Source organism: Candidatus Fermentibacter sp. (genome assembly GCA_030373045.1).
Taxonomy (GTDB): Bacteria; Fermentibacterota; Fermentibacteria; order Fermentibacterales; family Fermentibacteraceae; genus Fermentibacter.
Window position 1 is genome coordinate 1 of the sequence record JAUCPW010000044.1, and the last position, 24,165, is coordinate 24,165.

Consider the following 24,165-nt stretch of genomic DNA (forward strand, 5'->3'; position numbering starts at 1 on the left):
TTCCGGGGCCGGGGCGGGCCGGGGTGCGGCCTCCGCGGCCGGCGGCACGGCTTGAGCCGGTGGTTCCGGCGCCGGGCCGAAGACGGACTCGAGCGAGAACGAATCGGAATCCGCGGCTGCCGCGGGCGGGGTGCTCCCGATGAAGCTGCCCACGTCCTGGACCTCCACCGGCGGCTTCTCTTCGGGAGCCGGCGGATCGAGGCTGATCCCCACGCTCGACAGGAGTTCGGACACGCCCGACAGGGGGTCCGACGACTGCACCACGCCGATGTCCCTCAGGAGGTTCTCGACGTCGCCCGAAGTGGCGAACTCGTCTTCGGCGCCCGCCTGGTCGGGGAACACCTGGAAGCTGCCCGAGGGGGACGGTCTGGCGGGAGCCGGGGCGGCAGGGGTCTCGGCCGGGGCCTGCGCGGCGCCGGGCTGGCCCTGGGCGGCGGGATCGGCATGACCAGTGATCCTGGTGACGGCTACGGAAGCCCCGCGGTGGTCGCGCTCGAGATCGAGGACGACCCTGTAGTTGTCGAGGGCGTTCTCGTTCTCCTTCAGCTCCTCCAGGACCTGCCCCAGCCGGTAGTGGTGCTGGACGCTGCCCAGTTCGAGCGTGATGAGCTGCTCGAGCTGCTCGCGCGCCTCGGACCAGAGCCCCAGAGCCATGCAGGCGTCAGCCAGCAGGCTGCGGGCCCTGGACCTGGTGCCGATCAGGGATACGGCCTTGAGCAGCAGCTCCCTGGCCTGCTCCGTGAGCCCTCTGCCGAGATAGTCCTCGGCCTCCCGGCAGAGTGCGTTGTAGGTGTCGCTCGTGAAGGCGTCAGCCACAGGATAACCTCCCGGGATGGACGGTACGCTCGACAACGCAGAAGGCGGGCCGCCGCCGGGTGCCGCCCGCGGAAAAGTGGCGGAGAGAGAGGGATTCGAACCCTCGAGGGCGTTTACACACCCTACACGATTTCCAATCGTGCTCCATAGACCAGCTCGGACATCTCTCCGCAGGCGTTACGGCGGCAGATAGAATAGGCCTGCACATCGGCCTTGTCAACGAAAACCGGGGGCTCCGGTCAGGGACAGATCCTGCAGTTCGGGAAGCTGCGTGAGGATTTCGCCGCTCTCCATCCCCGGGCCTCGCGCCATGCGCCGCGGGAGGGTTCCGGGATCAGGGGGACGTCGGCGCCCGAGAACGGGCAGGGCCTGAGGGTCCCCCGGGCGTCGATGCAGAGATACCCTGCCTGGGGACATCCCGCCCTGGGGCGGGCGAGCACCACCCTCCCGGAGGAGTCGAGCCCGTAGGGGCAGTCCGGTTCTCCGAGGGCGAGTAAGGCCGGATCGGAGTATGCGCTGCCCGAAGGATCGTGCAGCGTGTGTACGATGGTCGTGTTCCGCCAGCCCTCTCGCGCGGCAAGCTCCGCGAAGGCGGGTCCGTCTCCCGCCGAGCCCGCCCATTTCGTCAGCACGACCTCGATCACGACCCGGGAGCGTGACCCGGAGATCATCCGCACGGCCTCGACCGCCTCCTCGAAACGGTCGGTTCCCTTCACGGCCCTCCAGGTCTCCCTGGTGGCCGCGGGCAGGGAGACGATCCAGCGGTCCACCGGGAGCCGTGCGGTCGCGCCGTCCATGTCGAGGCCGATGGTGCTCACCGAGACCATCGAGGCATGCGCCCGGGCGACCGCGACGAGGCCGGCGAGAAGAGGCGAGGCAAGCGGGTCGGAATGCCTGCCGGCGAAGTGGATGGTGGCGGGAGGGGCCTCCCTTGCCGCGATCCAGGCTTCGAGCGCCGAAGGTTCGAGGAGCGCCGGAGCCTGCGGCGTGACGCACCCCCGGCATCCTCCCGTGCATGCCTCGCACGGCTCCACCACCAGCCCCCTGGGGATGCCCCCGAGCATGCACCCGGCGGCCCGGAGCGCGAGCCCGGCGGGCCACAGCGGCCCCCTCTCCCGCAGCACCCCGGCGAAAGTGTGGACGGCCCGCCTCACCTGTCCTCCCGGAGCGCCCTCAGCGCCTCCACCGTGCGCGCGAGCGGCAGGCCCATCACGTTGAAGAAGCAGCCCTCGATCCTGTCGACGAGGACGCTGCCGTATCCCTGTATGCCGTAGGCCCCGGCCTTGTCGAAGGGCTCGCCGGTGTCGAGATAGGCCTCGATCTCGGCTCCCGAGAGGCTCCTGAACCGCACCCTCGAGACCTCGTGGAAGGAGACGGGCGAACCCCCGCCCAGCAGGGCCACCCCGCCGTACACCTCGTGCCACCCTCCCGACAGGGCTCCGAGCATCGAGCGTGCCCCGGCCCTGTCCGCAGGCTTCCCCAGCACGCGCCCCCCGGTGTGGACGATGGTGTCGGCGCCCAGCACGATCCTTCCCGGCAGCCGCTCAGCCACGTACAGCGCCTTGGACATGGAGTGCCGCAGGACGAGATCGGCGGGCTCGCCGGAATCGTTGTCCTCCTCGAAGTCGGAGGGCGCGACCTCGAACGGGATGCCCGCGAGGGAAAGGATCTGGCTCCGCCTCGGCGACCTGCTGGCGAGCACCAGCGGACTTTCGAACCCGTACCAGAAGCTCCGGTCAGTCATCCCCGCGCCGCTCCGAGGGCGAGTCGAGCATCAGCGTGACAGGGCCGTCGTTCACGAGGGACACCTCCATCATGGCTCCGAAGACGCCCGTCTCGACCCTGGGGCCGAGGGCCCTCAGGCGCTCTGCGAACAGGTCGAACAGGGCGGACGCAGTGCAGGGGTCGCCGGCGCCGATGAAGCTCGGGCGGCGCCCGCGCGAGCAGTCGGCATGGAGGGTGAACTGGCTCACTGCCAGCACCGCGCCCCCGGTGTCGAGCAGGGAGAGGTTCATGGCGCCGGACGGGTCGGGGAAGATCCTCAGGTTGACGAGTTTCGAGGCCATCCACTCCAGGTCTTCCGCCGTGTCGTTCCGGCCGATCCCCACCAGGGCGAGCAGCCCCACCTCGATGGAGCCGGCCGCCCTTCCCCCGGTCGTCACCGATGCGCGCCGCACCCGCTGGAGAAGCACCTTCATGCGCCGGGTCCCCCGGGGCCTTCCGCCGGATCGCCGCCTTCCGGGGCGTCGCCTGAGCCTCCTGCGGCGCGGGCGCCTGCGGCCAGGGCGATAACGGCCGTCGCGAGGCCGGCGATGCTTCCGAATCCGACGGCCAGACCGCATAGCCTGAGCGCCTCGGCGGCCCTGGAGGAGCCTTCCCTGCGCGCCATGCCGAGGACCGAGCCCGCGGCGAAGGAGACGGGGCCCGCCCAGCGTATCCAGCCGGGGCCGGGGATGGGGGTGAGGTCGAGAAGAAGCCCGTCCACGGCGCTCACGAGCAGGACGGCATATCTGGCCATGCCGGCCGCTCCGCCCGCTCCGCCGGCCGGCGGGGCTTCGCGGGGCCCGGCAATGGACCACGCGAGGTAGAGGAGCGTGATGGCCCCGGTCACCTGGAAGCCGGTATCGCCCCAGGGCAGGTCGAATGTGACCAGGCCGGCGAGCCTTAGGGCGGCTAGGAAAACGACGAAGGCGGCCAGTCTGACGACAGAGTTCCGGGACATCCGCACCTCCGGGACCGCGCGGGCCGTGGTCCGTTTCGTTCCGGCGATCCCGGGCTCCCCCGGGAAGGGATCACCTCAGGATGGCGAGCTTCAGGATCGTGACCCGGCCGCCCGCGTCCAGCAGGGCCAGGTATGTTCCGCTGGCGGCAGGTTCGCCGTCGTCCGAGCAGCCGTCCCACCAGACAGCCTCGCCTTCGAGCGGGGCCCTGTACGAGCCGGCGGGCAGGACGCCCCTGTCGATGCAGGCCACCACCGATCCGCATACGTCCAGGATGGTGACCGAAACGCGGGCCTGCCCGGCGAGGTCGAATCCTATCCAGACTCCTCCGTCGGATGGCACGGGATAGGCCGATGGAGGAGCCCCCGGGGATCCGGTGTCGACATAGATCGTGACCTCGACTCCGGCCTCCCCGAGAGTGCCGCTCACGGGCAGGGGATTTCCGTAGCCCGACCCCTCGAGGGTGAAGTCGCCGGTGGTGCCGGGGCAGAATGCGAACCAGCCGGAAGAGCCCGATTCGAGAGCGTACTGCTCCCCGCCGATGGAAAGGAGCAGAGGGTAGCCCGCGATCGGATCCCCGGTCGAGCTGTTCCTGACACAGCCGGTGACGGACCGGTATGCGCAGGCCGCGACCGCGTCCATGACGCCCCAGCCCAGCACCGGGCCGGGGGAGGCTGCATCGTGGGCGGTGGCCTTCACGGCTTCGAGGGCGTCGAAGACGGTCCACTCCGGGTGGGCTTCCAGCAGGAGGGCTACCGCCCCGGAGACCATCGGAGCGGCGAAGGACGTGCCGTTCCCGCCCATATAGCCGGTTTCCGAGTCCATGGCGACCATCACGTACACGGCCCTCGCGCAGACCTCGGGCTTGATGCGCCCGTCGAAGGTGGGGCCCTCCGAGGTGAAGGACGCGGGTTCGCCCCTCGCGTCCACGCCGCCCACCGCGAACACGGAGTCGCCGTCGGAGGGGGCGATCAGGGATCCCTGGCCTGGGCCGAAGTTGCCTATCGCGCATACCACCGGCATCCCCCGCGAGGCCGCGAGGTCGGCGGCGATGGTCGTGAGCGCGGTGTTCCCGTCCATGTCCTCGTAAGTGTACCACTCTATGTAGCCCAGGGAGGAGCTCACGAGATCGGCACCCTCGAGATCGAGCCACTCCAGGCCCTCGATCCAGTAGTCCTCCTCGCCGGGGTACTCGCCGGAGGTGTCCTCGGTCTTGGCCAGTATGAAGGTCGCGCCGGGCGCGGCCCCCGAATACACGCCCTCCTGGAACCCGCCGAGCACTGACAGGACGGCTGTGCCGTGGGCGGCCTGCCCCGCGGGGTCTCCCGACTCCCATCCCACTTCCGGGTCGTCGCCGATGAAGTCCCAGCAGCCGGCGATGTCGGTGCCGTCGAAGGCCTCGTGGGCCAGGTTGAACCCGGTGTCGAGGATGCCGACGGTGATGCCGCCGCCCGACAGCCCCCTCTCCGAGAGCACGTCGACCCCGACCTGGGCGAGCTGGCCGGTGGAGAGATCGTTGGCGGGGGGCACACCCTCGAGAGGCTCGATCCTGGCGGACGACACCGGCCTGATCCCCGAGACGAAGGGAAGGGTTTCGAGCGCGAGGGCCTCCGATTCGGAGGCCTCCACGCTGACGGCGTTCAGGAATCTCGACGAAGTGCGGATCCTGCCGGGGCCGAGCATCGCCTCGACCGCCTCGGTGTACCCCTCCCAGGGCTCGAGGTCATGTTCGTCGGCTCCCCCCTCGATCCCGGCGGCGACTCTCCGCGAGAGGCTGGCCGGCGCGAGCGAGTCGGCGAAGACCTCGACCCTGGCGTCGACTCCGGGGCCCCTGTCTGAGAAGAGTACCCACCAGGCCCCCGGGCAGTCCTCAGGCAGCGCGAAGAGCGCCGCCAGGATGAGCGACGTCAAGCCGGGGGGCTGCTAGAAGTCGGACTCGTCGAACCAGCGGTAGATGTAGTACTCGCCGGTGGAGTCCGGTCTGCAGACGAAGCGCGCCGTGCCCTGGGCGTGGTAGCCCGCGCCCTGGCTGAAGTCGGTGTAGACGTTCAGGTCGAAATTCCTCGGGAGCTCGAGGTATCCTGAACCAGGCAGGGCTCCCGACCACTCCATCTCGGTGTTGCCGGTGAAGGTGAGCTCGATGTTCTCGGAGTTCTCGAATACGTTCTCGTTGAAGGACTCTTCGAGGTCGAGGCCCCAGAAGTGGTCCTCGAAGCCGTCTCCGTCGTAGTCGGCCCAGTCCACCTGCAGGAGGTGGAACTCGAAGTCTTCGCGGAAGCAGGACACGTACAGGTCTATGTCGCGGGTGATGTATGCGTGCCTGAGGTTGGCTATCACCTTGTAGGCGCTGTCGCAGTACTCGTAGTACTGGCTTTCAACTGGTTCGCCATCGTCGGGGTGGAACGGGTTCCAGCAGCCTGCGGCAAACACGGTCAGAACGGCAACGAGCACTGCGAACACTGCACTCTTCGACGGGGACATATGCCTCCCTCTCTGCGCTGCTCCGGTCCTGTGAGATTCCTCACTGGATGGAACATAATCGCCCGGCCGGGCGTTCCTGTCAAGACATCCGTCCGAGTTGACGGGGCCGCCGCACTTGAACATGCTAATGAGGGAATAAAGAGCATGATCACAACCGGACTCCTCCTCGCCATGTCCCTCGTCGGCGTCTCCGTCGACGAGGCGATAGCCCTCTACGAGAACGGCGACATACCCGGCGCGATAGACGCACTCGAGGAGATCGTGGCCGCGCCCGACCTCTCCTTCGACGAGCGCCTGCGGGCATGGGACAGGCTGGGGTCGGCCTACTTCGCCATGGGGCGCTCCGACGACGCCGGCATGGCATACCTCGAACTCCTGAAGCTCGACGTCCACTACGACCTCTCCCCCCGGGCCAACCCCAGGCTGCGGGCCCTGCTGGGCACCGTGCGCGACGGCAACATGGCCCAGGCCGAGATCACCAGCTTCCCCGACGGGGCCCTCGTCACGCTCGACGGCGAGCTCATGGGCGTGACGCCCATCACCCTCGACGGCCTCCTGGCCGGCGAGGAGTACGAGGTCTCGGTCTATTCGAGCGGCTTCGCCGACGCCACGCGCACTCTCCTTGCGCAGGCGGGACAGTCGCACCCGATGTCCTTCTCCCTCACCCCGTCCCTCGAGAGCGTCGCGTCGACAGCGCCCGACTCGACCGTCGCGGCCCAGGTCGACCTGGCGGCGATCCTCGGCTCCGGAGGCACCGGACCTTCGACACAGGGGGCCACCCCGGCCACCACCGCCGACCTCGTGAACATCCTGACCTCCGGCGGCGGTTTCGACATGGCCGCCCTGGCGGGCTCGGGGGCGCTCAACAGCCAGAGGGCCTCCACCGGGATAGCCGGAGCCGAGAGGTTCGACGACATCCAGCTCGTGTCCGGCACCGACGCCCAGGCGCAGTCGTCAGCCGATCCCGTCTCCACGATGGTCTTCTTCGGCGCCGGCCTCTCCGGCACCGGGGCGATGTCGGCCGGCGAGGCCCCGGGAAGCTCCAGAACCGGCGACGAGATCATGGAGGTCCTCACCGAGAAGAGGGGCGCGGTCTCGTTCATCTACAACAAGCACCTGCGCAGCGACCCCATGCTGATGGGCACGGTGCTCATCGAGATGGTCATAGAGCCCAGCGGAAGGGTGTCGAGCGTCAACATCCTCGGCTCCAACACGTACAACCCCGCGTTCGAGCTCGAGCTGGCCCGCACGATCGAAACGTGGCGGTTCGGCGCCGTCGACGAGGACGAGGACCCGCTCACGGTCCAGTACCCGTTCACCTTCTCCCAGACCCAGTAGTTTCGTTCGGTGTCCGGCATCCGGCAGCCGTTCGTCCGGTGTCAGAGTAAAAAACGTCAAATACTCAAAATGAACTTATCGGACTATTTTGAAAATGCCGCCAATCATCTCAGATATCGGAACAACCCGAGTAATTCATTATATGCATTTATGTTAGCGATTCATGCTATTGGTACAAAATTCCAATATCAGGCTAAAAGCCTGCGTTTTTGACGTTTTTTACTCTGACACCGTCAGACGGACGCCGGAAGCCGGAAGCCGCTTACAGCGCTTGCAGAAGAACTAATCGAAGCGGAGCGGGTTGCAGGATACCGCCAGTGCGGAGCACCGCGGTGTAGATGCCGGCAGGGGCCGGTCCGGCCGGCCACCCGGTCACCGACGCGGCCCCCGGCTCCAGCTCGCGCTGGAACACCACCCGGCCGGAGCAGTCGTAGATCAGCATGGTCGCCCGCCCTCCGAGGGCCGGGCAGGCGATCTCGAAGGATCCGGCGGGATTGCCGCCTGAAATCGAGAGCATGGCGGACGGCGGGCTCCCGGGGCCGGTTCCTCCCGAGGCCGTGTACCTGATCGCGTCGAAGCCGATCCTGTCCCCCTGCGTTCCGGTCCTGTCGCCCAGGACGACCGACAGCCCCCCGGACAGGGGGTACGGCCCCCCGAGCGGCGCCCAGCTCCCCTGCAGAGCCTCCTGATCGACCTCCACGGAATCGGTCGAGCCCCCGTGCACGACCCGGTAGACGACCTCGGCATCCGATCCATCCGGTATCCAGGCCTCGAGCAGCACGCCCGAGCTCGAATCGGCGGCCTCGAAGAGCCATCGGGCCCAGTTCACGTCCGACCCCGAAGCGAGCGAGTAGGTGTAGAAGTGCGAGTAGAGCACGCCAGTCCCGCTGTAGTGCCACGTCGACGCCGGCCCGTGCAGGGTGAACGTCCCCTCCAGGTTGTCGGTCATGCCGTCGGGGCCGGCGGGTTCGCAGAACCATTCCTCCAGGCAGTCCCAGAGCTCCGTCCGCGAACCGTCGTAGCCGAGCGCCCAGATGCCCGCTCCCTGCATGCCCGAGCCGGTCAGGAGCCCGTACTTGAGGGCCAGGGACTCCTCGTCGTCGAACCAGCCCTGGTTCCACCCGCCGTCCTGGTACCGGTACCACGGCGTCAGGGATTCGGGATCCCACAGCCTGCCGTAGGTCCCGGCCCGGGACGCGAGGGTCGTGTAGACGAGCGTCGCGCAGGATCCGACAGCCGGGGAATGAGGCTCGCCGTCCTCCGTCTCCCACTCGAACCCGTAGTACGGCAGGCCCACGACGAGCTTCTCGTGCACCTCGGGCGCGTAGATCACGTAGTCGCCCATGCTCCAGGCCATGTTCGAGGGAGACTCCGGCCCCGATCCCCATCCCGTCAGCGGGCAGCACGGCCCCGCCTCGTCCGACCACGAGCCGTGGAACGGATAGCACATCATGAAGAGGGCGTCGCACGCCAGGGCCAGCTGGTCGTAGTCGAAGGCGCCCGACCAGTCCACCGCCGGGGTGCAGATCGACAGGTGGCTGCCGGGGTGGCCCTCTTCCATCGCCGTTCTCAGGTCATCCACGAAGTCGGTCAGTGCGAACCGGTCGGACGAGTTGACCCCCTCGAAGTCGAGGCAGATGCCGTCCATGCCGGGGTTCGAGTCGAGCACTCCCGTGAGGGTGGCTATGGCGGCGTCCCTCTCCGTGGTGAGGATCGAGTGGATCCCGGAGCCCGAGAAGTTCGTGACCGTCACGACCGCGATGCCCCCGGCGGCGTGCACCCCGTCCACGGGCTCGTCGAACGCGGACGGGAACCCGTGCCATGACGTGATCGTGCCTGCCGGACCCATCTCGATCGAGAAGCAGGCCAGCACCGAGATCAGGTCGTACCTGAGATAAGCGTATCCGGCCCAGTAGGGCAGGAAGCCGAAGACCGTCCCGCACAGCTCGCGCCCGCCGTCGACCCCGTCGACCCGGATCGGGCAAGCGGGATCGGGCCTGTCGGCGCTGTCGATGGCGTGCTGGGAGGGCATCCTGGGCAGATCTTCCGGCGTATCGGCGCCCGGAGGTCCGATTCCGGTCAGCAGCGCGGCGAGCAGGAGGCCGGTCACGGCTCCCTGCCTGTTTCCTCCTCGGTGTTCCTGGTGAGGTAGAAGACGGTCATGAAGTGCATCGTGACGTCCCCCCCGTCGCCGGTGGTGCCGTGCCGCATCACCAGGTCGCGCAGCTCGACGCTCAGAGCCGTGGCCTGCTCCTCGGAGAGCTTGCCCTCGATGATGCTCGTGAGGGACTTGTCGATGAGGTCATTGTCGAGCGTGCCGTCCTCGAGGTGCCTCTGGATGTCCTTGTAGGTCGAGTCGAACTGCGACGAGATCGACCCCAGGAATGCCTCGCGGCCGGAGTCGCCGTTCTGGAAGATCAGCGGGTTGATGCGGAAGAACCTGGCCGCCGGGACGTAGTACTTCTCGACCAGGTTGCCCTTCATCCGGGTCTCGGTGAGCTCGATGAGCCCGGCCCTCTCCATCTCCATCATGTGGTAGTAGAGCTTGCCGGGCCGCTCGCGCATCCTCTGGGCTATCTGCGTGGTGGTCATGGGATTGCCGTTCATCACCCGCATGATCTCGACACGTATCGGCAACGCCAGCGCCTTGACCTGCTCGAGGTCGTCGAGATACATCACGTCCTGCAAGGGACCCCCCGCGGGTTTGCATGGATACGGCGATTTCCCCGGAGGAACTAGAACCCACAGTCCGTGTGCTGTCAAGGACTGACCGGGGGAGGCCGGGAGAGTATTTTAATCTGTTCGCCCGGGGGGCGGAGAAACTTGGAGGTGCCGTGTCCAGCATTCCTGTTCCCGGGCTGCCTCCGGGCTTCGAGGCGAGGTCGTCGGGCGTGCTCCTCTCCTGGGGCATTCCCTGGGTCCTGCTCCGCGACACCGTGTCCGGGGCCGGGATCATGCACGTCGGAACCGATGCCTCCGACCACTTCCTGGGGATATCGCTGCTCACGCCCCCGCGCGACTCCTCGGGCATCCCCCACATCCTCGAGCACTGCGTCCTCAACGGCTCCGAATCGTATCCCGTGCGTGACGCCTTCAACGAGCTCTGGCGCGGGTCGCTCCATACGCACCTGAACGCTGTCACCTACCCCGACAGGACGGTCTACTTCACGGGCTCGACGCATCCGGGAGAGTTCAGGAACCTCGCCAGCGTCTACCTCGACCTCGTCTTCAGGCCCATCCTCGACCGCAGGCGGATGCTCCTGGAATCGTTCCACCTGCGCCCCGACCGCAGGGGGAGGTCGCTGCTGGGGCACCCCTCGGGCGTCATCTACAGCGAGATGCGCGGCTCCTATTCCGACCCGGGCGAACTGGCGTACCTGAAGATCCAGTCCGAGCTGCTGCCAGACACCCCGTACCGGAACGACTCAGGCGGCGACCCTTCCGCGATGGGCGGCACCACATGGGAGGACGTCAGGGACTACCACTCGCGCCACTACACGCCTTCCAACGCCCTCGTCTTCGTCTGTTCGCCGATGGGCACCGGGGAGATCGCGGAGTTCATCCGCCACGCCCTGCCATCCGCAGCCCCCGGTTCCGCTGAACCCCCCGGGATCCCCCTCCAGCCCAGGTGGAAAAGGCCCAGGCGCGTCAGGCTCGTCACCCCCAGGGAGCCCGGAGGGGCCTCGGTGAGCCTCTCCTGGCTGCTGGGCGAATCGGGCGATGCCGCGCAGGCCGCGCTTGCCCAGATACTGGAAGACGTGCTCCTGTCGGACGCAGGAAGCCTCTACCGGGTGCTGCTCGACTGCGGGCTGGGGGCGGACATCTCCGCCGAGACCGGCCTGGAGCTCGAGATGCGCGAGATGGTGCTCACGGCGGGCCTGAGGGACACCTCGGACTGGAAGGCCGACCCGATCCGCAGGGTGATCCTCGGGGAGCTGTCGAGGTTCGCAGATTCAGGCCCCGATCCCGATGTCCTGGACGCCGCGGTGAACTCCCTGCTCTTCGCCTACCGCGACAGGGTTGAGGACTTCCCCCTGGCGCTCTTCACGAGGGCCACCCGGGCATGGGCCTACGGCCTTCCGCCCGAGGGCTGGCTCGACCACGCCGCGGTGCTTTCGCGGCTGGCCTCGGGAGGCGGTCTGCGCGGGAAGCTCGGGCACGCGGCGAAGGTCTGGCTGGTCGACAACCCCCACAGGCTCCAGCTCCTGGTCGATCCGGTCGGGAGGTCCTCGCGTCGCGAGAGGGTGGTCAGGCTCGACTCCGTCACCCACGGTATCATCTCCACCGAGGCCCGCGAGCTCGACGAGTTCTCGGCCCTGGAGGACAGCCCCGAGGCGCTGCGGTCCATCCCGAGGCTTCCCGCGGGCGAGCTGCCGCTCTCGGAGAGGGAGCCGGAGCCTCTCGCGAAGAGGATCCGCGACACCGACCTGCTCCTGGTCGAGGGCCGCGGGAGCACCGCCTGGATGGAGCTCGCGTTCGACATAGCCGACCTGTCCGAAGACGACGACACGGTCCTGCCGCTGCTCCTGTGCTGCCTGACCGGCCTCGGGGCCGGCGGCCTGGGCCATGCCGCCATGTCGGTGCGCATCGCGCGCGATACGGGCGGGATCGACCCGAGGCCCGCCGCGTACGAGCATTTCGCCACCAGGAAGCCTTCGCCCGTAGTCTCGATCCTGGCCGGGTTCTTCCCGGACAGGCCCGGGGCCGCCCTCGAGGTGCTGCGCTCCGCCCTGGTCGAACCGGGGCTCGACGCGCACGGCAGGCTCTGGGAGCTGGTGGAGGAGCAGCGCGGCGAAGGCCTCTCGGCCCTTGTCTCCTCCGGGGACTGGTACGCAAGGCTCTCTGCAGCGGCTCTCCTGTCGCGCTCCTGCGCCCGCAGGAACACCTGGGAGGGGCTGCCCCAGTGGCGCTTCATCGACAGGCTCTCGCAGAGGAGCATGAAGGGCCTCTCCGGCAGGCTCTCCGGGCTCTACTCGCGGATCTTCACCCGTGACAGGCTCTCGGCCGTATCCTGCTCCCCCGGCGCCGAGCCCGCGAGGTTCGAGGATGCGCTCTCAGCGTTCATCGATTCGCTGCCGGCGGGTGCGCCCGGCGCTGGAGGCGCCCCGTGCGTGAGGGCTGCAGTGCCCGCCTTCCCGAAAGCCCCACGGGATGCCGCATCCGGGGCTGAGTCCGCTTCCGCCCCGCCGGCTGCGCCTCCGACCGCCCCGCGCCTGCCCCACGCCGCCATGATGAGGCTGCGCTCGGACCTCTCTACGGTGTGCATCGCCATGCCCGCGCCGGGGATGGGCGATCCGGCCGCGGCGATGTTCACGGCGGGCACCGCCGCTTTCGCCGACGGGCCGGCGTACAGGAGGCTGAGGGTCGCCGGCGGGGCCTACGAGGTGTCGGCCTGGCACGACCCGATGTCGGGCCTGGCCTACCTGATGAGCAACAGGGACCCCGATCCTGCGAGGGCCCGCGCCTTCTTCGCCGGGGCTCCCGGCCTCCTGCGGGCTTCGCCCCCGTCGGCCGAGGACGTCAGGCTGGCCGTGCTGTCGGCGTTCGCCGGGCTCGAGCAGCCCATGGGGCCCAGGGTGAGATGCAGCGCAGCCCTGGCGCGACATCTCTCGGGGGTGGGCAGGGCCGACCTGGAGGCGCTCCGCCGCTCGCTCGCGGAAGTGGAGCACGCGCGGCTCGCCCGTGAGTACCCGGAGATGCTCGAGAAGGCTCTGGAATCGTCATCGACGTTCGTGTTCGCCCCGATGGGGGCGTCGGTCGAGGCCGTGTTCGGGCGGGGGGCGGAGGTCACCGTGCTCCCGTCGTGGAGGTGAGCGTGGGCGAGGGGACCGGCAGGATCAGGGAGATGCTCGTCGAATGCGATGCCCTGCTCGAGGGGCACTTCAGGTACACCTCGGGCAGGCACGGCAGGGTCTATTTCGAGAAGATCAGGATGGCCCAGAGGCCGGAGTTCGTTGACGAGCTGGGCCAAATGATGGCCGGCGCCTTCGCGGGCGACGCCGCGGAGATCGACGTGGTCTGCTCCCCCGCGTTCGGGGCGATAGTCTTCGGGTTCAGCACCGCGCTCCACATGAGGAAGCCCTTCGCCTTCCTCCAGCGGGATCCCGACGGGCGCATGACCATCCGGCCGGGCTTCACGAACGTGGGGTCTGGTACGAGGGTGCTGCTGGTCGAGGACGTGGCCACGACGGGCGGGAGCATCAGGGAGTCGCGCGAGGCCCTCGAGGAGAGGGGCGCGCGGGTCGTCAGGACGGGTCTCCTCGTCGACCGTACCGGCGGGACGCTCGATCCCGGAATGCCCTGGAAGGCGCTTCTCTCCGTGGCCGCCGAAAGCTGGGACGCGGCTTCGTGTCCGCTGTGCGCACAGGGGGTTCCGCTGCACGTTCCGGGCTCGTCGGGAAAGAAGCCGGGTCGAGCCTGAAGACCTCCTTCATCCCTTCGTAGAGGGCCGGGCGAAGCTCCACCAGGGTCTGCGGGCTGCAGAAGAAGAGCTCGGCGGCCTCGGCCAGGAACTCGACGGTCGACGGCGGCGGATCGCCCGCTGTGCGCCGGCCGTTGGGCAGCCCCCCGGCCATCGCGTCCGACAGCACGGCCCTCCAGCGCCTCCGCTCGTCCCTGCCCAGCCCGGCAGGGATCCCGTCTGCGTCGCGCACCCCGTCGAGCACGTGGGCGAATTCATGCACGGCGAGTGCCGTCCCCGGGCCCGACTGAAGGTGGGGCAGGGAGAGGATCACGGTGCCGAGCCCGTGGGCCATCCCCAGCACGCTCCTCCTGCCGCCCCCGGGGGCAAGGTCGAACGATCCGTCGTCGGCGAAGCTCGCGGGATAGACAAGCACCTCCCCAAGGCCCTCGTAGTCCCAGTCGCGCCTGCCGTAGACGAGCATGACCGCCGACGAGGCCACGACGGCCCTGATCCAGGGCGTGATCCCGACGCCCGAAACGCCGGTCACCGGGTGCTCGGCCAGGAACACCGCGGCCAGGCTCCTGAAACGGGAAGCCTCTTCGGGCGGCAGGGAGGCGTACATCGGGCAGACGCGGCGCATCTCAGAATCGGTCTCCGGGTCGAGGCCGGCTTCGGCGGCCCTGCGCCTCTTCACCGCCCGCATGGCCCAGATCGCGTACTCCAGCGCACCGATCCCCCAGACAAGGATGATCAGCCGCGAGGGGCCGGGCCCTGCCAGCGCCAGGGGGATGCCGATCGCGCAGCAGGCTATGCAGGAGAGATGGAGCCTTCGGAGGAAGGCCTCACGGTCCGGTATGCGCATCGGAAGGCTCCGCCGTACCGAGCACGACGGCCTCGAGAAGAGGGTCGAACCTCACGGCGGCCACCGGCGAGAGCGGAACTCCCGCCATCCCGGCCACCTCGATGGCCATCCCCGCGCCGTCCGAGGGGCACACCACGACGGGATCGAGCGGGGCCAGGGCGCCCAGGGCGAAGGCGAATTCGGCCGTGCTGTCCGCGAAGACCACGGGGATTCCTTCATCCTGGAGCAGCGCGAACTCCCCGGGCAGCTCCCAGGAGGTCGCGATCACCGCCCCTCCGTGCGAGGAGGCCGCGGAGACCAGATCGGCCGACCTGTCGCGCTTCACGGCCAGGAAGGCGAGCGACACGGCCGTTATCGCGATCCCCGAAGCGATCGCCGCCCGGGCGCCCGCCCCGGGCCCGGCCGACGAGAGAACCAGCATCAGCAGCGCCGGGAAGAGCAGCCTCATGCCCCAGGCCACGTCGAGGGCGTGCATGGGGTCCATGTAGAGAAGTGTCGCGAGGAGCACGGCGGCAGGGGCGATCCAGCCTCGGGAAGGCCTGCGGGCGGCCCACAGCGCGGGGAAGGTGACCAGGGGATGCTTGAGCTCGAGCAGCGAGAAGAGCCCAACCCCCGACAGGAGCGGGATGAGCGAGAAGGCGGCCGAGAGGGCGGCCCCGGTCCATGTCAGGACGAGGCTCCTGCGCGAGTCGCCGCGCGAGATGGCCCACAGCGCCCAGAGCGCGAGGCCCGCGATCGCCGAGACGGCCGTCCCGGCCGACGGCAGGCACGACAGGAGCGAGGCACGCAGCACGAAGAGCTTCCTCGCGAGCAGCCCCGTGTCCACGAAGCCGTACAGCGCGACCTCCGAGCCGCTGGCCGAGAAGTGGGCGCCCAGCCAGTTCCCGGTCAGGAGCCGCTGGAGGGCCAGGAAGCCCAGCGCCACCGCGGCCGGGGCGGCGAATCTCGCGACGATTCTCCTGCCCTGTCCGGGAAGGGCCAGGAGCGGCACGAGAAGGAGGCACTCCTCGCGCAGGAGGCAGGCTGCGAGGAGGAGGAGCGCCGGTAGAATGGTCGAGCCCCGCCGGTACGCCGCCCAGGCTCCGGCGCACAGGGCCATCGCGGGCAGGTGCCCCCAGAATGTCTGGCTGTAGAAGAGGAAGGGCGTGCCCGCGATGATCAGTGCTGCGGCGCTTCCTTCACTAAATCCCTTCTTCCGCAGCAGCCCTCCGGCCAGAAGCACCAGCGCGCCGAGGCTCGCGGCCGAGAGCAACCGGTAGCCCGCAGGCCCCGCCAGAGCCCGGAACGGCAGGGCCAGTAACCCGAGCGCCGGGGAATACTGCGAGCGGAGTGTTCCGTCCGAGAACCATCCGTAGTGATGCGGCAGCGGCCTGAGAGATTCGGCGTTCGCGCCGAGCAGCTCGGAACCGGGATAGGCCACCGCCGGCGGCAGATCCAGCGGGTCGCGGTACACGCCTTCGGCGACGAGGTAGTTGAAGGCCTCGTCCATGATCCAGAACGAACGCGGAAGGGCGAGCGAGATCAGCGCGGCGGCCAGGGCGGCCGCCGCCGCGATGGTCCAGAGTCTTCCGGAGGGATCAGCCGTGGAGGGCCGCACGATCCTCCAGCTCTATGTAGGTCTCCCTCATCCCTTCCGACATGTCCAGCCCCAGTGACTTCACGGTCTTCTCGAGGGCGCCGGGCGACGGGGCCTCGATCTCGAGGAACGTGCCGAAATGGAGCACATCGAGGCAGAGCGTGGCGTCCCCCAGCTTCCCGGTACGCCTGGTCTTCGAGTAGCGCCGCACGACCCTGAAGCCCAGGGGCTCGAACATCTTCTCGAGGTCGCCGGGCGGGCATGCCACGATGGCCTCTTTCTCCTTGCGGATCTTCATCCGGCCGCTCTCCACCGGGGTCTTCACCGTCATGATGGTCTTGCCGCCGGTCGAGCGTATCCGGAAGAGGATTCTCCCGAGGGCCAGAGACCTGTCCCTGTTGTCGAGAATGGCGTTCTCCTCCCTCGCAGGGGAGGAGAGGCGAACTTTCCTCGACTCCAGGAGCTTCTCCGCCTCCTCGGCGCTGCCGAACCCGAACTTCACCTCGCATTCCAGCATGGCCGTCACCTCCGGAATCCAAGGGCCATCGCGGCGTTTGACCGCTTCCGGGGCATAAGCTACATTCGCACGCGGTGGAGGACTAGTCTAACGGTAAGGCAGCGGACTTGAAATTCGCCGGGCTATGCCCATCGGGGTTCGAATCCCCGGTCCTCCGCCACGCTTATTCCCGCGGACGCGGGAATAAGCTGGCTCGACACGCTTGTTTCCGAGTCGTCGGGAACAAGCTGATCCGACAGTGGCTTGCCACCTTCCCGGTTTCACGATAGGCAAGCCGCGAGAGGATCTGAGCGGCGTCGACATTACCAATCAGGCAAGCCGCGATAGAGCCCGGAGCGACCTTCCTCGGACGAGCTCGAAGAGCTATCAACCACTCCGCTGAAGCGGAAATAACACGGTCCGACAGCTGCCCGCCATTTTCAAGTCATCCTGGTTTGGCGGGCAGCGAGAGGACCCGAGCGACCTTCCTCGGACGGGCCCGCAGGGCTGATGACTCTATGCGTCCGCAGGAACAAGCAGGCACGTCAGCAGTCCGCCACTCTGCGAACTCATGGACGGCGGACTGCGAGAGTGCAGGAGTGTTCATCCGAGTCATCGGAAATGACAGGCGATGTCAGAGCTTGACCAGGCTGCACTCCGTCAGGTGACCGGGTGACTCCGCCACAACGGTGTAGACGCCGGCGGGGCATTCCATCCCGCGGCCGTCGCGGCCGTCCCACTCCGCCTCTCCCGGCACGTCGCACGGCATCGTGCGCACGCGCCTCCCGGACATGTCGAACACGGAGAGTGCGACCGGGCCCCCGGGCCCGGAGAGCTCGAGGACGGCCGTCGAGGAGAACGGGTTCGAGGAGGGCCGGATGGAGTACTGGACGGGGCCGGGGTCATCTCCCTCGACGCCGAGACCCGGCGTGAAGAACCAGATCTCGGGATAGTAGTTGGTGTGAGGCCACGGGGTCGGGAAATAAATGTCGTAACAGTCGGTTGCGAAGATCCACCCGTCCGAGGAGGTGCATGCCCTCATCATGATGTGGCTCTGCCACCCGTTGAAGAATGCGTATGGCGGCGTGTAGACCAGGTTCCCGTCGCTGTCCATCACGCTGAAGTAGACGTAATCACCGTCGGTGGTCCAGAGGAGGTAGAAGAAGCCGGGCGCACCGTTTCGACAGGACAGGATCTCCGTTGTCGAGTGCGCTGCCTGGAATCCTCCGTCCACAGTAAGGGGTCCGAATACCTTCTGGCCGGTTTCCTGATCGATCCTGCATGTGACGAAGTCGGGGCCGAGTGTGAAGAAGGCCATCGGATCGCCGTCAGGGTGGAGGGCGAGAGAGAGGAGTCTGCAGTTCTGGGAGGAAGGGTCGATCACATCCGAAGGCCCGAGGGTCCTGTTCCCTTCGAGGTCGTACTGTACGTAGTCCGTGAGACCGTCGGATCCGTTGAAGATGACATGGACCATGTCGCCCACGGCAACGGCCGGTGTGGAGCCGCCCGTGGTAGCGATCGAGTCCGTCCACAGGACGGAGGCGGTGGCCGGGTCGAACGCCAGGTACTCGAGACCGTCCGGGTCCTGTCGGACGACGTGGACCACACAGTTGCTGTCGCACGCAGCGTGGATGGAACCCCCGGCAGGCATCCAGTCCACGAACGTGGTGGGTTCGAGCAGCCAGCCGTTCGCGGCCCTGATCTGGAACACGAGCGCCGGCCCCGATTCGTAGCCGTCATCGATTCCGATCATCATGACCTTGTCCCCGGCGAAGTTGATCAGTTCGAGATGATAGGAGCTGATGCCGGGGTCCTGGGACTCGACCACAAATGGCCAGAAATCGGGAAATGTCTGCACGGACCAGCCGGATCCATCCGCCACGTAACCCGAACTCCAGGTGTGGACATATCTGAGACCGGCTTCGGGCTCGGCACAAGCCACCGAGACATGGTACATTTCGTAGTAGATGGGCGGGAGATCGCCTGCGTGGTTCCACCCGGTGGTCGTATCGCAGAAGGCGCAGTACGGTAGCAGGAGCAGGATGGAGCCGAGAACAGCAACGGCTCTCATCGGAATACCCCCCTTCCTGGTCATCACCTTGACGGCCCGGAGATCACCGGCCCGGGACCGGAGTCTCCCATCGTCGTGGATCGCTGGAGGCTACTCCGGGTACAGCGCCTTGATCGCTCCCCAGGTCTCGGATTCCAGACCGTAGAAATAATGGGATCTGATGAAGAAGTCGCCGAGATCCCAGGCATCCCAGGTCGCGAAGTCGTCGCTCTGGAAGCTGTGGGCGGGCGACGACGGGTCGGGGTCGCCGAGGATCGACGGCCAGCCGCCGCTAGACATGCTGGTGTTCACCACGATCCAGAAGTCGGTCAGGGGAACCCCGATGTCGTGGTAGGCGTAGCACGGGGCGTAGTGGACAGCCGTCAGCGACTCCTGGTCGAGGGCCATCTCGGGACCCGACGCCCCGCCGGTGCAGAGCTCGCAGTAGAACGAACCGGTGTCCCAGGGATAGTAGGAATGGTGGTAGAACCACATCTCGCTGGCGTCGGGATCCCAGCCGGAGTAGCCGAAATCCGAGGGGTGGAACCAGACTCCATGGTATGTCGTGGTCCAGGTCAGCCAGTAGGCCGTGCCGTCATCGTAGTCGATGACGTAATCGACGCTGGGGATGTAGACGGGATGATCCAGGGCGATGCCATCAGGCGCGGCGGTCGCCGCCGCTGCGAGGATCAGGGCGAGAACCATCACTTTCCCTCCGTTCCCTGTCCGACCCGACAGGAGGATATCTAAATACGCAACCCGGCCTTCGTCCGCAATCCCGGCACGAGCGCGACAGAGGACGGCGGCATGGTTAGATTACGGACACTGGAGGCGGCTGGAACACATGGAAGACTCCGTCATCATCGGCAAGAAGCATCTCCTGGTGCTCGGCGACAGGCTGCTCGTCTCGCCCATGAGCGCGGGCGAGCGCACGCACACCGGCCTGTACCTTCCAGACTCCGCGGTCGAGGGGAAGAAGGTCTCGGGGGGCTGGGTGGAGGCCGTAGGCCCCGGCTATCCGGTTTCGGCCACGCCCGGTTCCGAAGAGGAGCCGTGGAAGCAGCCCCAGGCCATCAAGCCGCAGTACATACCGCTGCAGGCCCGCAAGGGCGATTTCGCGATGTACGTGAGGAGCTCGGCCTTCGAGCTCACGCTCGAGGGCAAGAAGTACTTCGTGGTGCCCTACTCCGCCGTCCTGGCCCTTCTCAGGGAGGACTGGGAGACCCCGGAGCTCGACCGCGAAGACCCGGTCTGACACCGCCCGACAGGCAATATGAAGGGGCCCCGCGAGCGGGGCCCCAGACTGACGGAACCATGGCCGTGAACGGCCCCGGCAGGGGCCGTCACAGGCGCAGTCTACATCCCGAAGCCTTCCATGTTCAGCTTCCAGGCGCCGCCCTCGCGGACGAGCTCGAGCTCCTCGTCGGTGGTCTCACCGTTCATCGTGGTGCTGACCTTCACGACGGCGTTGTCACCGGTGACCTCGGAGCTGACGATGGTGACCGTGGCGGTGCCGAACATGTCCTTGACCATCTGCGAGGAGAACAGGGCGGCCACGAACTCCTCGGCGGTCATGGACTGGAGCTGCTCGGGGGTGACGTTGATGCCCATCATGGGCAGCATCGCGGCGGCCATGCCGGTGGTGTCGGCCTTGATGTCCTCGAGGCCGGCGCCGATCTCGTCGATCGAGGCCTGCGAGAGGTAGGTGACGGCCTTGGCGCCGTCGCCGGCCTTCATGGCGTCGAAGAAGCCGGTGACCGTGGCCTCGGGGCTGGCGCCGCCGCAGGCGACGAGGAGCGTGAGCAGCGAAACTGCCGACAGGAACCTTCTCATCTGTAACCTCCTACTAACCCCACTCAGGGGATGCGGATACCGCCTGGGTATCCATCCGGCCGCCAGGGGGCGGCAGCAGCGAAAGTCGAACATATCAACGATCGGGCACGAACCGTTAATCCCGCTTCCGGTCCAGTATCGGCCCGCCGCGGGACGCCGCCCCACGGCGGCTAGAACACCTCGTCGAGTATGGAGTCGAGGAAGTCGGACCCGGCGATCCTCCAGGCGCTCTCCTCCCATATCATCGAAAACGCCACCCTGCGGCCGTCTGGCCAGTGCACCGTCACGTCCGCCTCGCGCCCGGTCATCTCGAGGTCCATGCGCTCGACCATGGCGGCCTCGTAGCCGGTGAGATCGAGCACGGGCATGAGCTGCGAGAGGAACTCGGCGAGGCTCATGCCGGGCAGGTCCGACGGGGAGAGGTAGGGAAGCGTGCGCGAGAGCACGGCGGAGGCAAGCTCCGGACGCGCCTGCGCCACCGCGCCGAAATCGGCCCACCTTGCCTCGAGCGTCGCCCGCAGGCTTTCGCTGAGCGTTCCGAGAAGGGCTTCGCCGTCGCGCCACTCGACCGATCTGAGGAAATCGTCGGCCGTGTCGACAGGCGAGGCGAAGGCGGGGAGGGCCGTCAGCGCGAGGAGCAGGGCAGCCCGCACCATATCCATGTCCCCTCCTCCCTTAGAACCTCTACGTAGAGCGGAACGCCGGCGGGAACGGCGGTCTCGAAGCCCGCCGGGCCGTCGACGGAAACCCTGGCCACTTCGCCCGTGCGCGATCCGACGACGACCTCGGAACGCCCCGGCACCCGGACCGAGAGCACCCCCGCATCGAGCCGCGCCGAGAACCCACGGGCATCTCCGAGCAAGGCGTTGCTCATGAAGCACCTGCCGGCCCGGATCGAGTCGAGTATGGCCCTCTCGTCCGGAACATCCCGCCGTTCATCACCGGAGTCAACCGTCAGATGCATCCTCAACCTGGAGAAGAGCATCTCGTACGGGAAGACGCAGACGCGGAACCGCCCGACGCCGACGTGGAGTGCGTGCGCGTCGGGCCCGCCGGTGGCGCAGCCGCCCGACGAGAACCACGTGAGGATCGATTCACGCAGGGGGCTCCTCGACATCCCGTCCGGCCGGGCAACCCTGTCGCGGAAGTTCCAGGGCGAGAGCCCCGCCTTCCACATCGACATGTAGTTCCAGACCTCGACGCCGTCGACGCCCTCGACGGGTCTCGTCCAGCCGTAGCTGCGCGTTCCCGGCAGATGGCCGCCCCTCTCGAAGGGGTGGGCGGCCAGGGAGAGCCCGCCGGCCTCGCGTATGGCAGCGAGCTGCTCCCGGGTGTCCTTCGTCGCGGGGATCGTGTCGATGCCGTAGGCGAGGATGTGGCAGTTCTGGTGTGCATCCTCGAGCTCGGCCCCGGGCAGGACGAACACTCCCCGGTGCATGCCGAGCCATCCCGCATGCCTGGCCGTGAGGGTCCTGTGGTCGTTGATGCCCACGAAGTCGAGGCCGCAGCGGACTGCGGCCTCGATCACGTCCTCGACGCTCCCGGTCCCGTCGGAGTGCCTGGTGTGCACATGGAGGACGCCGGTCAGGACACGGGCCGTCAGGCGGACCCCCTGCGGCGGCGGATCTCCTTCGCGAGGGCCGGGAGGATCTCGAACAGGTCGCCCACGAAGCCCTCGCTGCAGAACTGGAAGATCGGTGCCGTCTCGTCCCTGTTGACGGCGATTATGGTGTCGGACGACTGCATCCCGACCCTGTGCTGCACGGCGCCCGAGATGCCGCAAGCGAGATAGGTGCGCGGCTGCACAGTCTTGCCGGTCTGGCCCACCTGGTGCGGATACGGGATCCAGCCCGAGTCCACCGCGGCCCTGCTGGCCCCGACGCTGCCGCCGAGCAACCCGGCGATCTCCGAGAGGAGCGAGAAGTTCTCGGGGGTCTTCATGCCCCTGCCGCCGGACACGATGACGCTCGCCTCGGCTATGTCGGCGATACCCTCGTCGAGGACACGGAAGCCCTCCAGCCGGACCCTCGAGTCGAGCTCGCCGGGCGCGGGGGCGACCCTCACGATCTCGGCGGTCCTCGAAGGATCGGGCTCGAGCGCCTTCATCACCCTGGGCCTGACAGTCGCCATCTGCGGGCGCGTGCCCTCGCAGACGATCGTGGCCATGATGTTGCCGCCGAATGCCGGCCGCGTCTGGAGGAGGCAGCCCTTTTCGGAATCGAACGACAGGGATGTGCAGTCGGCGGTGAGGCCGGTGTTCAGGAGCTTCGCCACCCTGGGCATCAGGTCGCGCCCGGTGGTGGTGGCCGCGGCAAGCACTATCGCGGGCTTCCTCCCGGTGATGATCCTGCGCGTGATGGCGGCTCTGGGCTCGGTCAGGTAGTGACCCAGGGCGGGGTCCTCCACCACCACGACCACGTCTGCGCCGTGCTCCGCGAGGACCCGGGGACCGTCACCGGCCCCGGAGGTGAAGAGCAGCGCGCTCACCGGGCCGCCTTCGGCCTCGGCGATCGCACGGGCCGCTCCGAGCAGCTCGAGAGTGCTGTGGTCGATCGCGCCTTCGCGCGATTCGGCGATCACCATGGTTCCGGAATACCCGGAGATGCCCTCCGCGACGGTCCCGGTCCTTCGTATCAGGATCGCCCCGAACGGGCAGGAGGACTCGCAGGCGCCGCAGAGCGTGCAGGCGTCCGATACGGACGCGGTGCCGTCCACGAGCGACAGGGCGCCGAACGGGCATGCGGAGGTGCACAGGCCGCAGCCCGTGCAGACGTCGGTCCTGATCTCGATCCTGGCGCTCATTCCCCTCCCCCCTCTCCCAGGAGGATGTCCGCGAGGATCACGGCCAGCTCCTCCGGCGATCCGCGGTGGATCTCCCCTCCGCTCCTCGACTCGGGGGTGGCTATGCGCACGACCCTCGTCGGCGAGCCTTCGAGGCCGGTCTCGGACTGGGGAAGCCCCAGGTCGGCGGCCATCCAGACCGTCACCTGCAGGCTGCGGGCCTTCATCTTGCCCCTGAGGGACGGCATCCTGGGAGTGTTGGCGTCCTTGAGGACGGTCACCACCGCCGGGAGGGAGGAATCGAGCGTCTCGACGCCGCCCTCGACATAGCGCTCGACCCTGATCCTGCCGCCCTCGATGCCGAGCACGCGGCCCACGAACGTCAGCTGGGGCCAGTCGAGCGTGGCAGCCATGCCCGGGCCGGTCTGGGCCGTGTCTCCGTCGATGGCCTGCTTGCCTGTCAGCACCAGGTCGACCGGGGCGAGCTTCGCCACGGCCGCGGCCAGGGTGTGCGAGGTGGCCCACGTGTCGGCGCCGGCGAAGGCCCTGTCGGACAGGAGGACCGCCTGATCGGCGCCCATCGAGACTGCCTCGCGGAGGATGGCCTCGGCCTGCGGGGGGCCCATCGTGAGGGCTATCACCTCGCCGCCCAGGGCGTCCTTCCAGCGCAGCCCCTCCTCGAGCGCGTAGGCGTCGAAGGGATTCATGATGGAAGGCACGCCGTCGCGCACCAGTGTGTTCCGCTCGGGGTCGATCCTCACCTCGGCGGTGTCGGGAACCTGCTTCATCGCGACTACGATCCGCATCGG

At 68.0% G+C, this 24,165-nt stretch carries 22 protein-coding genes, 2 tRNA genes and 1 pseudogene; 5 read left to right on the forward strand and 20 right to left on the reverse strand.

Annotation, left to right across the window (positions count from 1 at the left end; translation table 11 throughout):
* The 8 genes from QUS11_07545 to QUS11_07580 form a co-directional block, all read right to left on the reverse strand.
* Positions 1–816 (reverse strand): hypothetical protein (locus tag QUS11_07545; GenBank protein ID MDM7993153.1); only part of this gene is annotated, 816 nt, incomplete at its 3' end.
* A 77-nt stretch (positions 817–893) separates the two neighbouring features.
* A tRNA-Ser gene (locus QUS11_07550) sits at positions 894–986 on the reverse strand.
* 69 nt (positions 987–1,055) lie between these two features.
* On the reverse strand, positions 1,056–1,970 hold the full coding sequence (locus QUS11_07555; protein ID MDM7993154.1) for a hypothetical protein: 915 nt from the start codon (positions 1,968–1,970) through the stop codon (positions 1,056–1,058).
* Complete coding sequence (locus QUS11_07560; protein MDM7993155.1) at positions 1,967–2,560, reverse strand: Maf family protein; 594 nt, start codon at positions 2,558–2,560, stop codon at positions 1,967–1,969. Before QUS11_07560 ends, QUS11_07555 begins: the two co-directional genes overlap by 4 nt.
* Positions 2,553–3,014 carry a D-aminoacyl-tRNA deacylase gene (gene dtd / locus QUS11_07565; protein ID MDM7993156.1) on the reverse strand — a complete coding sequence of 154 codons (462 nt, stop codon included), beginning with the start codon at positions 3,012–3,014 and terminating at the stop codon, positions 2,553–2,555. The genes QUS11_07560 and dtd overlap by 8 nt, the downstream gene beginning before the upstream one ends.
* Entirely contained in the window at positions 3,011–3,538 is a 528-nt protein-coding gene (locus tag QUS11_07570; protein MDM7993157.1) for a hypothetical protein, read from the reverse strand. The genes dtd and QUS11_07570 overlap by 4 nt, the downstream gene beginning before the upstream one ends.
* A 70-nt stretch (positions 3,539–3,608) precedes the next feature.
* Complete coding sequence (locus QUS11_07575; protein MDM7993158.1) at positions 3,609–5,447, reverse strand: S8 family serine peptidase; 1,839 nt, start codon at positions 5,445–5,447, stop codon at positions 3,609–3,611.
* A 12-nt stretch (positions 5,448–5,459) separates the two neighbouring features.
* Positions 5,460–6,017, reverse strand: coding sequence for a hypothetical protein (locus QUS11_07580; protein MDM7993159.1), 558 nt, complete (start codon positions 6,015–6,017; stop codon positions 5,460–5,462).
* Between the two features lie 144 nt (positions 6,018–6,161).
* Here QUS11_07580 and QUS11_07585 point away from each other — a divergent pair, with 144 nt between their 5' ends.
* Positions 6,162–7,355, forward strand: coding sequence for a TonB family protein (locus QUS11_07585; GenBank protein MDM7993160.1), 1,194 nt, complete (start codon positions 6,162–6,164; stop codon positions 7,353–7,355).
* Positions 7,356–7,617: 262 nt separating this feature from the next.
* Here QUS11_07585 and QUS11_07590 read toward each other — a convergent pair whose 3' ends face one another.
* Together QUS11_07590 and QUS11_07595 are read right to left on the reverse strand one after the other, a co-directional pair.
* Positions 7,618–9,465 (reverse strand): glycosyl hydrolase family 18 protein, encoded by a 1,848-nt coding sequence (locus QUS11_07590; GenBank protein MDM7993161.1) that lies wholly within the window; start codon positions 9,463–9,465, stop codon positions 7,618–7,620.
* Positions 9,462–10,034 (reverse strand): helix-turn-helix domain-containing protein, encoded by a 573-nt coding sequence (locus tag QUS11_07595; protein MDM7993162.1) that lies wholly within the window; start codon positions 10,032–10,034, stop codon positions 9,462–9,464. The genes QUS11_07590 and QUS11_07595 overlap by 4 nt, the downstream gene beginning before the upstream one ends.
* A 155-nt stretch (positions 10,035–10,189) precedes the next feature.
* On the opposite strand from QUS11_07595, the gene QUS11_07600 reads away from it, so the two are divergent.
* Together QUS11_07600 and QUS11_07605 are read left to right on the forward strand one after the other, a co-directional pair.
* Positions 10,190–13,168, forward strand: a complete 2,979-nt coding sequence (locus tag QUS11_07600) for an insulinase family protein (protein MDM7993163.1) — start codon at positions 10,190–10,192, stop codon at positions 13,166–13,168.
* A gap of 2 nt (positions 13,169–13,170) precedes the next feature.
* Positions 13,171–13,776, forward strand: coding sequence for a phosphoribosyltransferase family protein (locus tag QUS11_07605; protein MDM7993164.1), 606 nt, complete (start codon positions 13,171–13,173; stop codon positions 13,774–13,776).
* Between the two features lie 55 nt (positions 13,777–13,831).
* Here the strand turns inward: QUS11_07605 and QUS11_07610 are convergent.
* From QUS11_07610 to QUS11_07620, 3 genes and pseudogenes are all read right to left on the reverse strand, one after another.
* Positions 13,832–14,398: pseudogene (locus QUS11_07610) on the reverse strand (zinc-dependent peptidase).
* A 202-nt stretch (positions 14,399–14,600) separates the two neighbouring features.
* Entirely contained in the window at positions 14,601–16,217 is a 1,617-nt protein-coding gene (locus QUS11_07615) for a hypothetical protein (GenBank protein ID MDM7993165.1), read from the reverse strand.
* On the reverse strand, positions 16,198–16,713 hold the full coding sequence (locus tag QUS11_07620; GenBank protein MDM7993166.1) for a class IV adenylate cyclase: 516 nt from the start codon (positions 16,711–16,713) through the stop codon (positions 16,198–16,200). Before QUS11_07620 ends, QUS11_07615 begins: the two co-directional genes overlap by 20 nt.
* 76 nt (positions 16,714–16,789) lie before the next feature.
* Between QUS11_07620 and QUS11_07625 the strand changes: the two genes are divergently transcribed.
* Positions 16,790–16,873, forward strand: a tRNA-Ser gene (locus tag QUS11_07625).
* A gap of 453 nt (positions 16,874–17,326) precedes the next feature.
* Here QUS11_07625 and QUS11_07630 read toward each other — a convergent pair.
* Together QUS11_07630 and QUS11_07635 are read right to left on the reverse strand one after the other, a co-directional pair.
* Positions 17,327–18,763, reverse strand: coding sequence for a hypothetical protein (locus QUS11_07630; GenBank protein MDM7993167.1), 1,437 nt, complete (start codon positions 18,761–18,763; stop codon positions 17,327–17,329).
* Between the two features lie 90 nt (positions 18,764–18,853).
* The gene (locus QUS11_07635) at positions 18,854–19,447 is read right to left on the reverse strand and encodes a hypothetical protein (GenBank protein ID MDM7993168.1); all 594 of its coding nucleotides are present in this window, start codon (positions 19,445–19,447) and stop codon (positions 18,854–18,856) included.
* 139 nt (positions 19,448–19,586) lie between these two features.
* Here QUS11_07635 and QUS11_07640 point away from each other — a divergent pair, with 139 nt between their 5' ends.
* A complete protein-coding gene (locus tag QUS11_07640) occupies positions 19,587–19,997 on the forward strand; it encodes a co-chaperone GroES family protein (protein MDM7993169.1) in 411 nt (136 codons plus the stop codon).
* A 101-nt stretch (positions 19,998–20,098) separates the two neighbouring features.
* Here QUS11_07640 and QUS11_07645 read toward each other — a convergent pair whose 3' ends face one another.
* The 5 genes from QUS11_07645 to QUS11_07665 form a co-directional block, all read right to left on the reverse strand.
* Complete coding sequence (locus QUS11_07645; GenBank protein ID MDM7993170.1) at positions 20,099–20,575, reverse strand: DUF4878 domain-containing protein; 477 nt, start codon at positions 20,573–20,575, stop codon at positions 20,099–20,101.
* 170 nt (positions 20,576–20,745) lie between these two features.
* Positions 20,746–21,231: a hypothetical protein gene (locus QUS11_07650; protein MDM7993171.1), complete on the reverse strand. Its 486-nt coding sequence runs from the start codon at positions 21,229–21,231 to the stop codon at positions 20,746–20,748.
* Entirely contained in the window at positions 21,201–22,145 is a 945-nt protein-coding gene (locus QUS11_07655; GenBank protein MDM7993172.1) for a hypothetical protein, read from the reverse strand. The genes QUS11_07650 and QUS11_07655 overlap by 31 nt, the downstream gene beginning before the upstream one ends.
* Positions 22,146–22,174: 29 nt before the next feature.
* Positions 22,175–23,377 carry an electron transfer flavoprotein subunit alpha gene (locus QUS11_07660; protein ID MDM7993173.1) on the reverse strand — a complete coding sequence of 401 codons (1,203 nt, stop codon included), beginning with the start codon at positions 23,375–23,377 and terminating at the stop codon, positions 22,175–22,177.
* Positions 23,374–24,162, reverse strand: coding sequence for an electron transfer flavoprotein subunit beta/FixA family protein (locus QUS11_07665; GenBank protein MDM7993174.1), 789 nt, complete (start codon positions 24,160–24,162; stop codon positions 23,374–23,376). Before QUS11_07665 ends, QUS11_07660 begins: the two co-directional genes overlap by 4 nt.
* Positions 24,163–24,165: the final 3 nt, after the last annotated feature.

Bases quoted from the DNA above. Each gene is read 5' to 3' on its own strand.
- QUS11_07630 (MDM7993167.1), bottom strand. From the start codon at position 18,763: ATGAGAGCCGTTGCTGTTCTCGGCTCCATCCTGCTCCTGCTACCGTAC.
- dtd (MDM7993156.1), bottom strand. From the start codon at position 3,014: ATGAAGGTGCTTCTCCAGCGGGTGCGGCGCGCATCGGTGACGACCGGG.
- QUS11_07645 (MDM7993170.1), bottom strand. From the start codon at position 20,575: ATGAGAAGGTTCCTGTCGGCAGTTTCGCTGCTCACGCTCCTCGTCGCC.
- QUS11_07635 (MDM7993168.1), bottom strand. From the start codon at position 19,447: ATGGTTCTCGCCCTGATCCTCGCAGCGGCGGCGACCGCCGCGCCTGAT.
- QUS11_07585 (MDM7993160.1), top strand. From the start codon at position 6,162: ATGATCACAACCGGACTCCTCCTCGCCATGTCCCTCGTCGGCGTCTCC.
- QUS11_07580 (MDM7993159.1), bottom strand. From the start codon at position 6,017: ATGTCCCCGTCGAAGAGTGCAGTGTTCGCAGTGCTCGTTGCCGTTCTG.
- QUS11_07660 (MDM7993173.1), bottom strand. From the start codon at position 23,377: ATGAGCGCCAGGATCGAGATCAGGACCGACGTCTGCACGGGCTGCGGC.
- QUS11_07570 (MDM7993157.1), bottom strand. From the start codon at position 3,538: ATGTCCCGGAACTCTGTCGTCAGACTGGCCGCCTTCGTCGTTTTCCTA.
- QUS11_07620 (MDM7993166.1), bottom strand. From the start codon at position 16,713: ATGCTGGAATGCGAGGTGAAGTTCGGGTTCGGCAGCGCCGAGGAGGCG.
- QUS11_07650 (MDM7993171.1), bottom strand. From the start codon at position 21,231: ATGGTGCGGGCTGCCCTGCTCCTCGCGCTGACGGCCCTCCCCGCCTTC.
- QUS11_07640 (MDM7993169.1), top strand. From the start codon at position 19,587: ATGGAAGACTCCGTCATCATCGGCAAGAAGCATCTCCTGGTGCTCGGC.
- QUS11_07560 (MDM7993155.1), bottom strand. From the start codon at position 2,560: ATGACTGACCGGAGCTTCTGGTACGGGTTCGAAAGTCCGCTGGTGCTC.
- QUS11_07665 (MDM7993174.1), bottom strand. From the start codon at position 24,162: ATGCGGATCGTAGTCGCGATGAAGCAGGTTCCCGACACCGCCGAGGTG.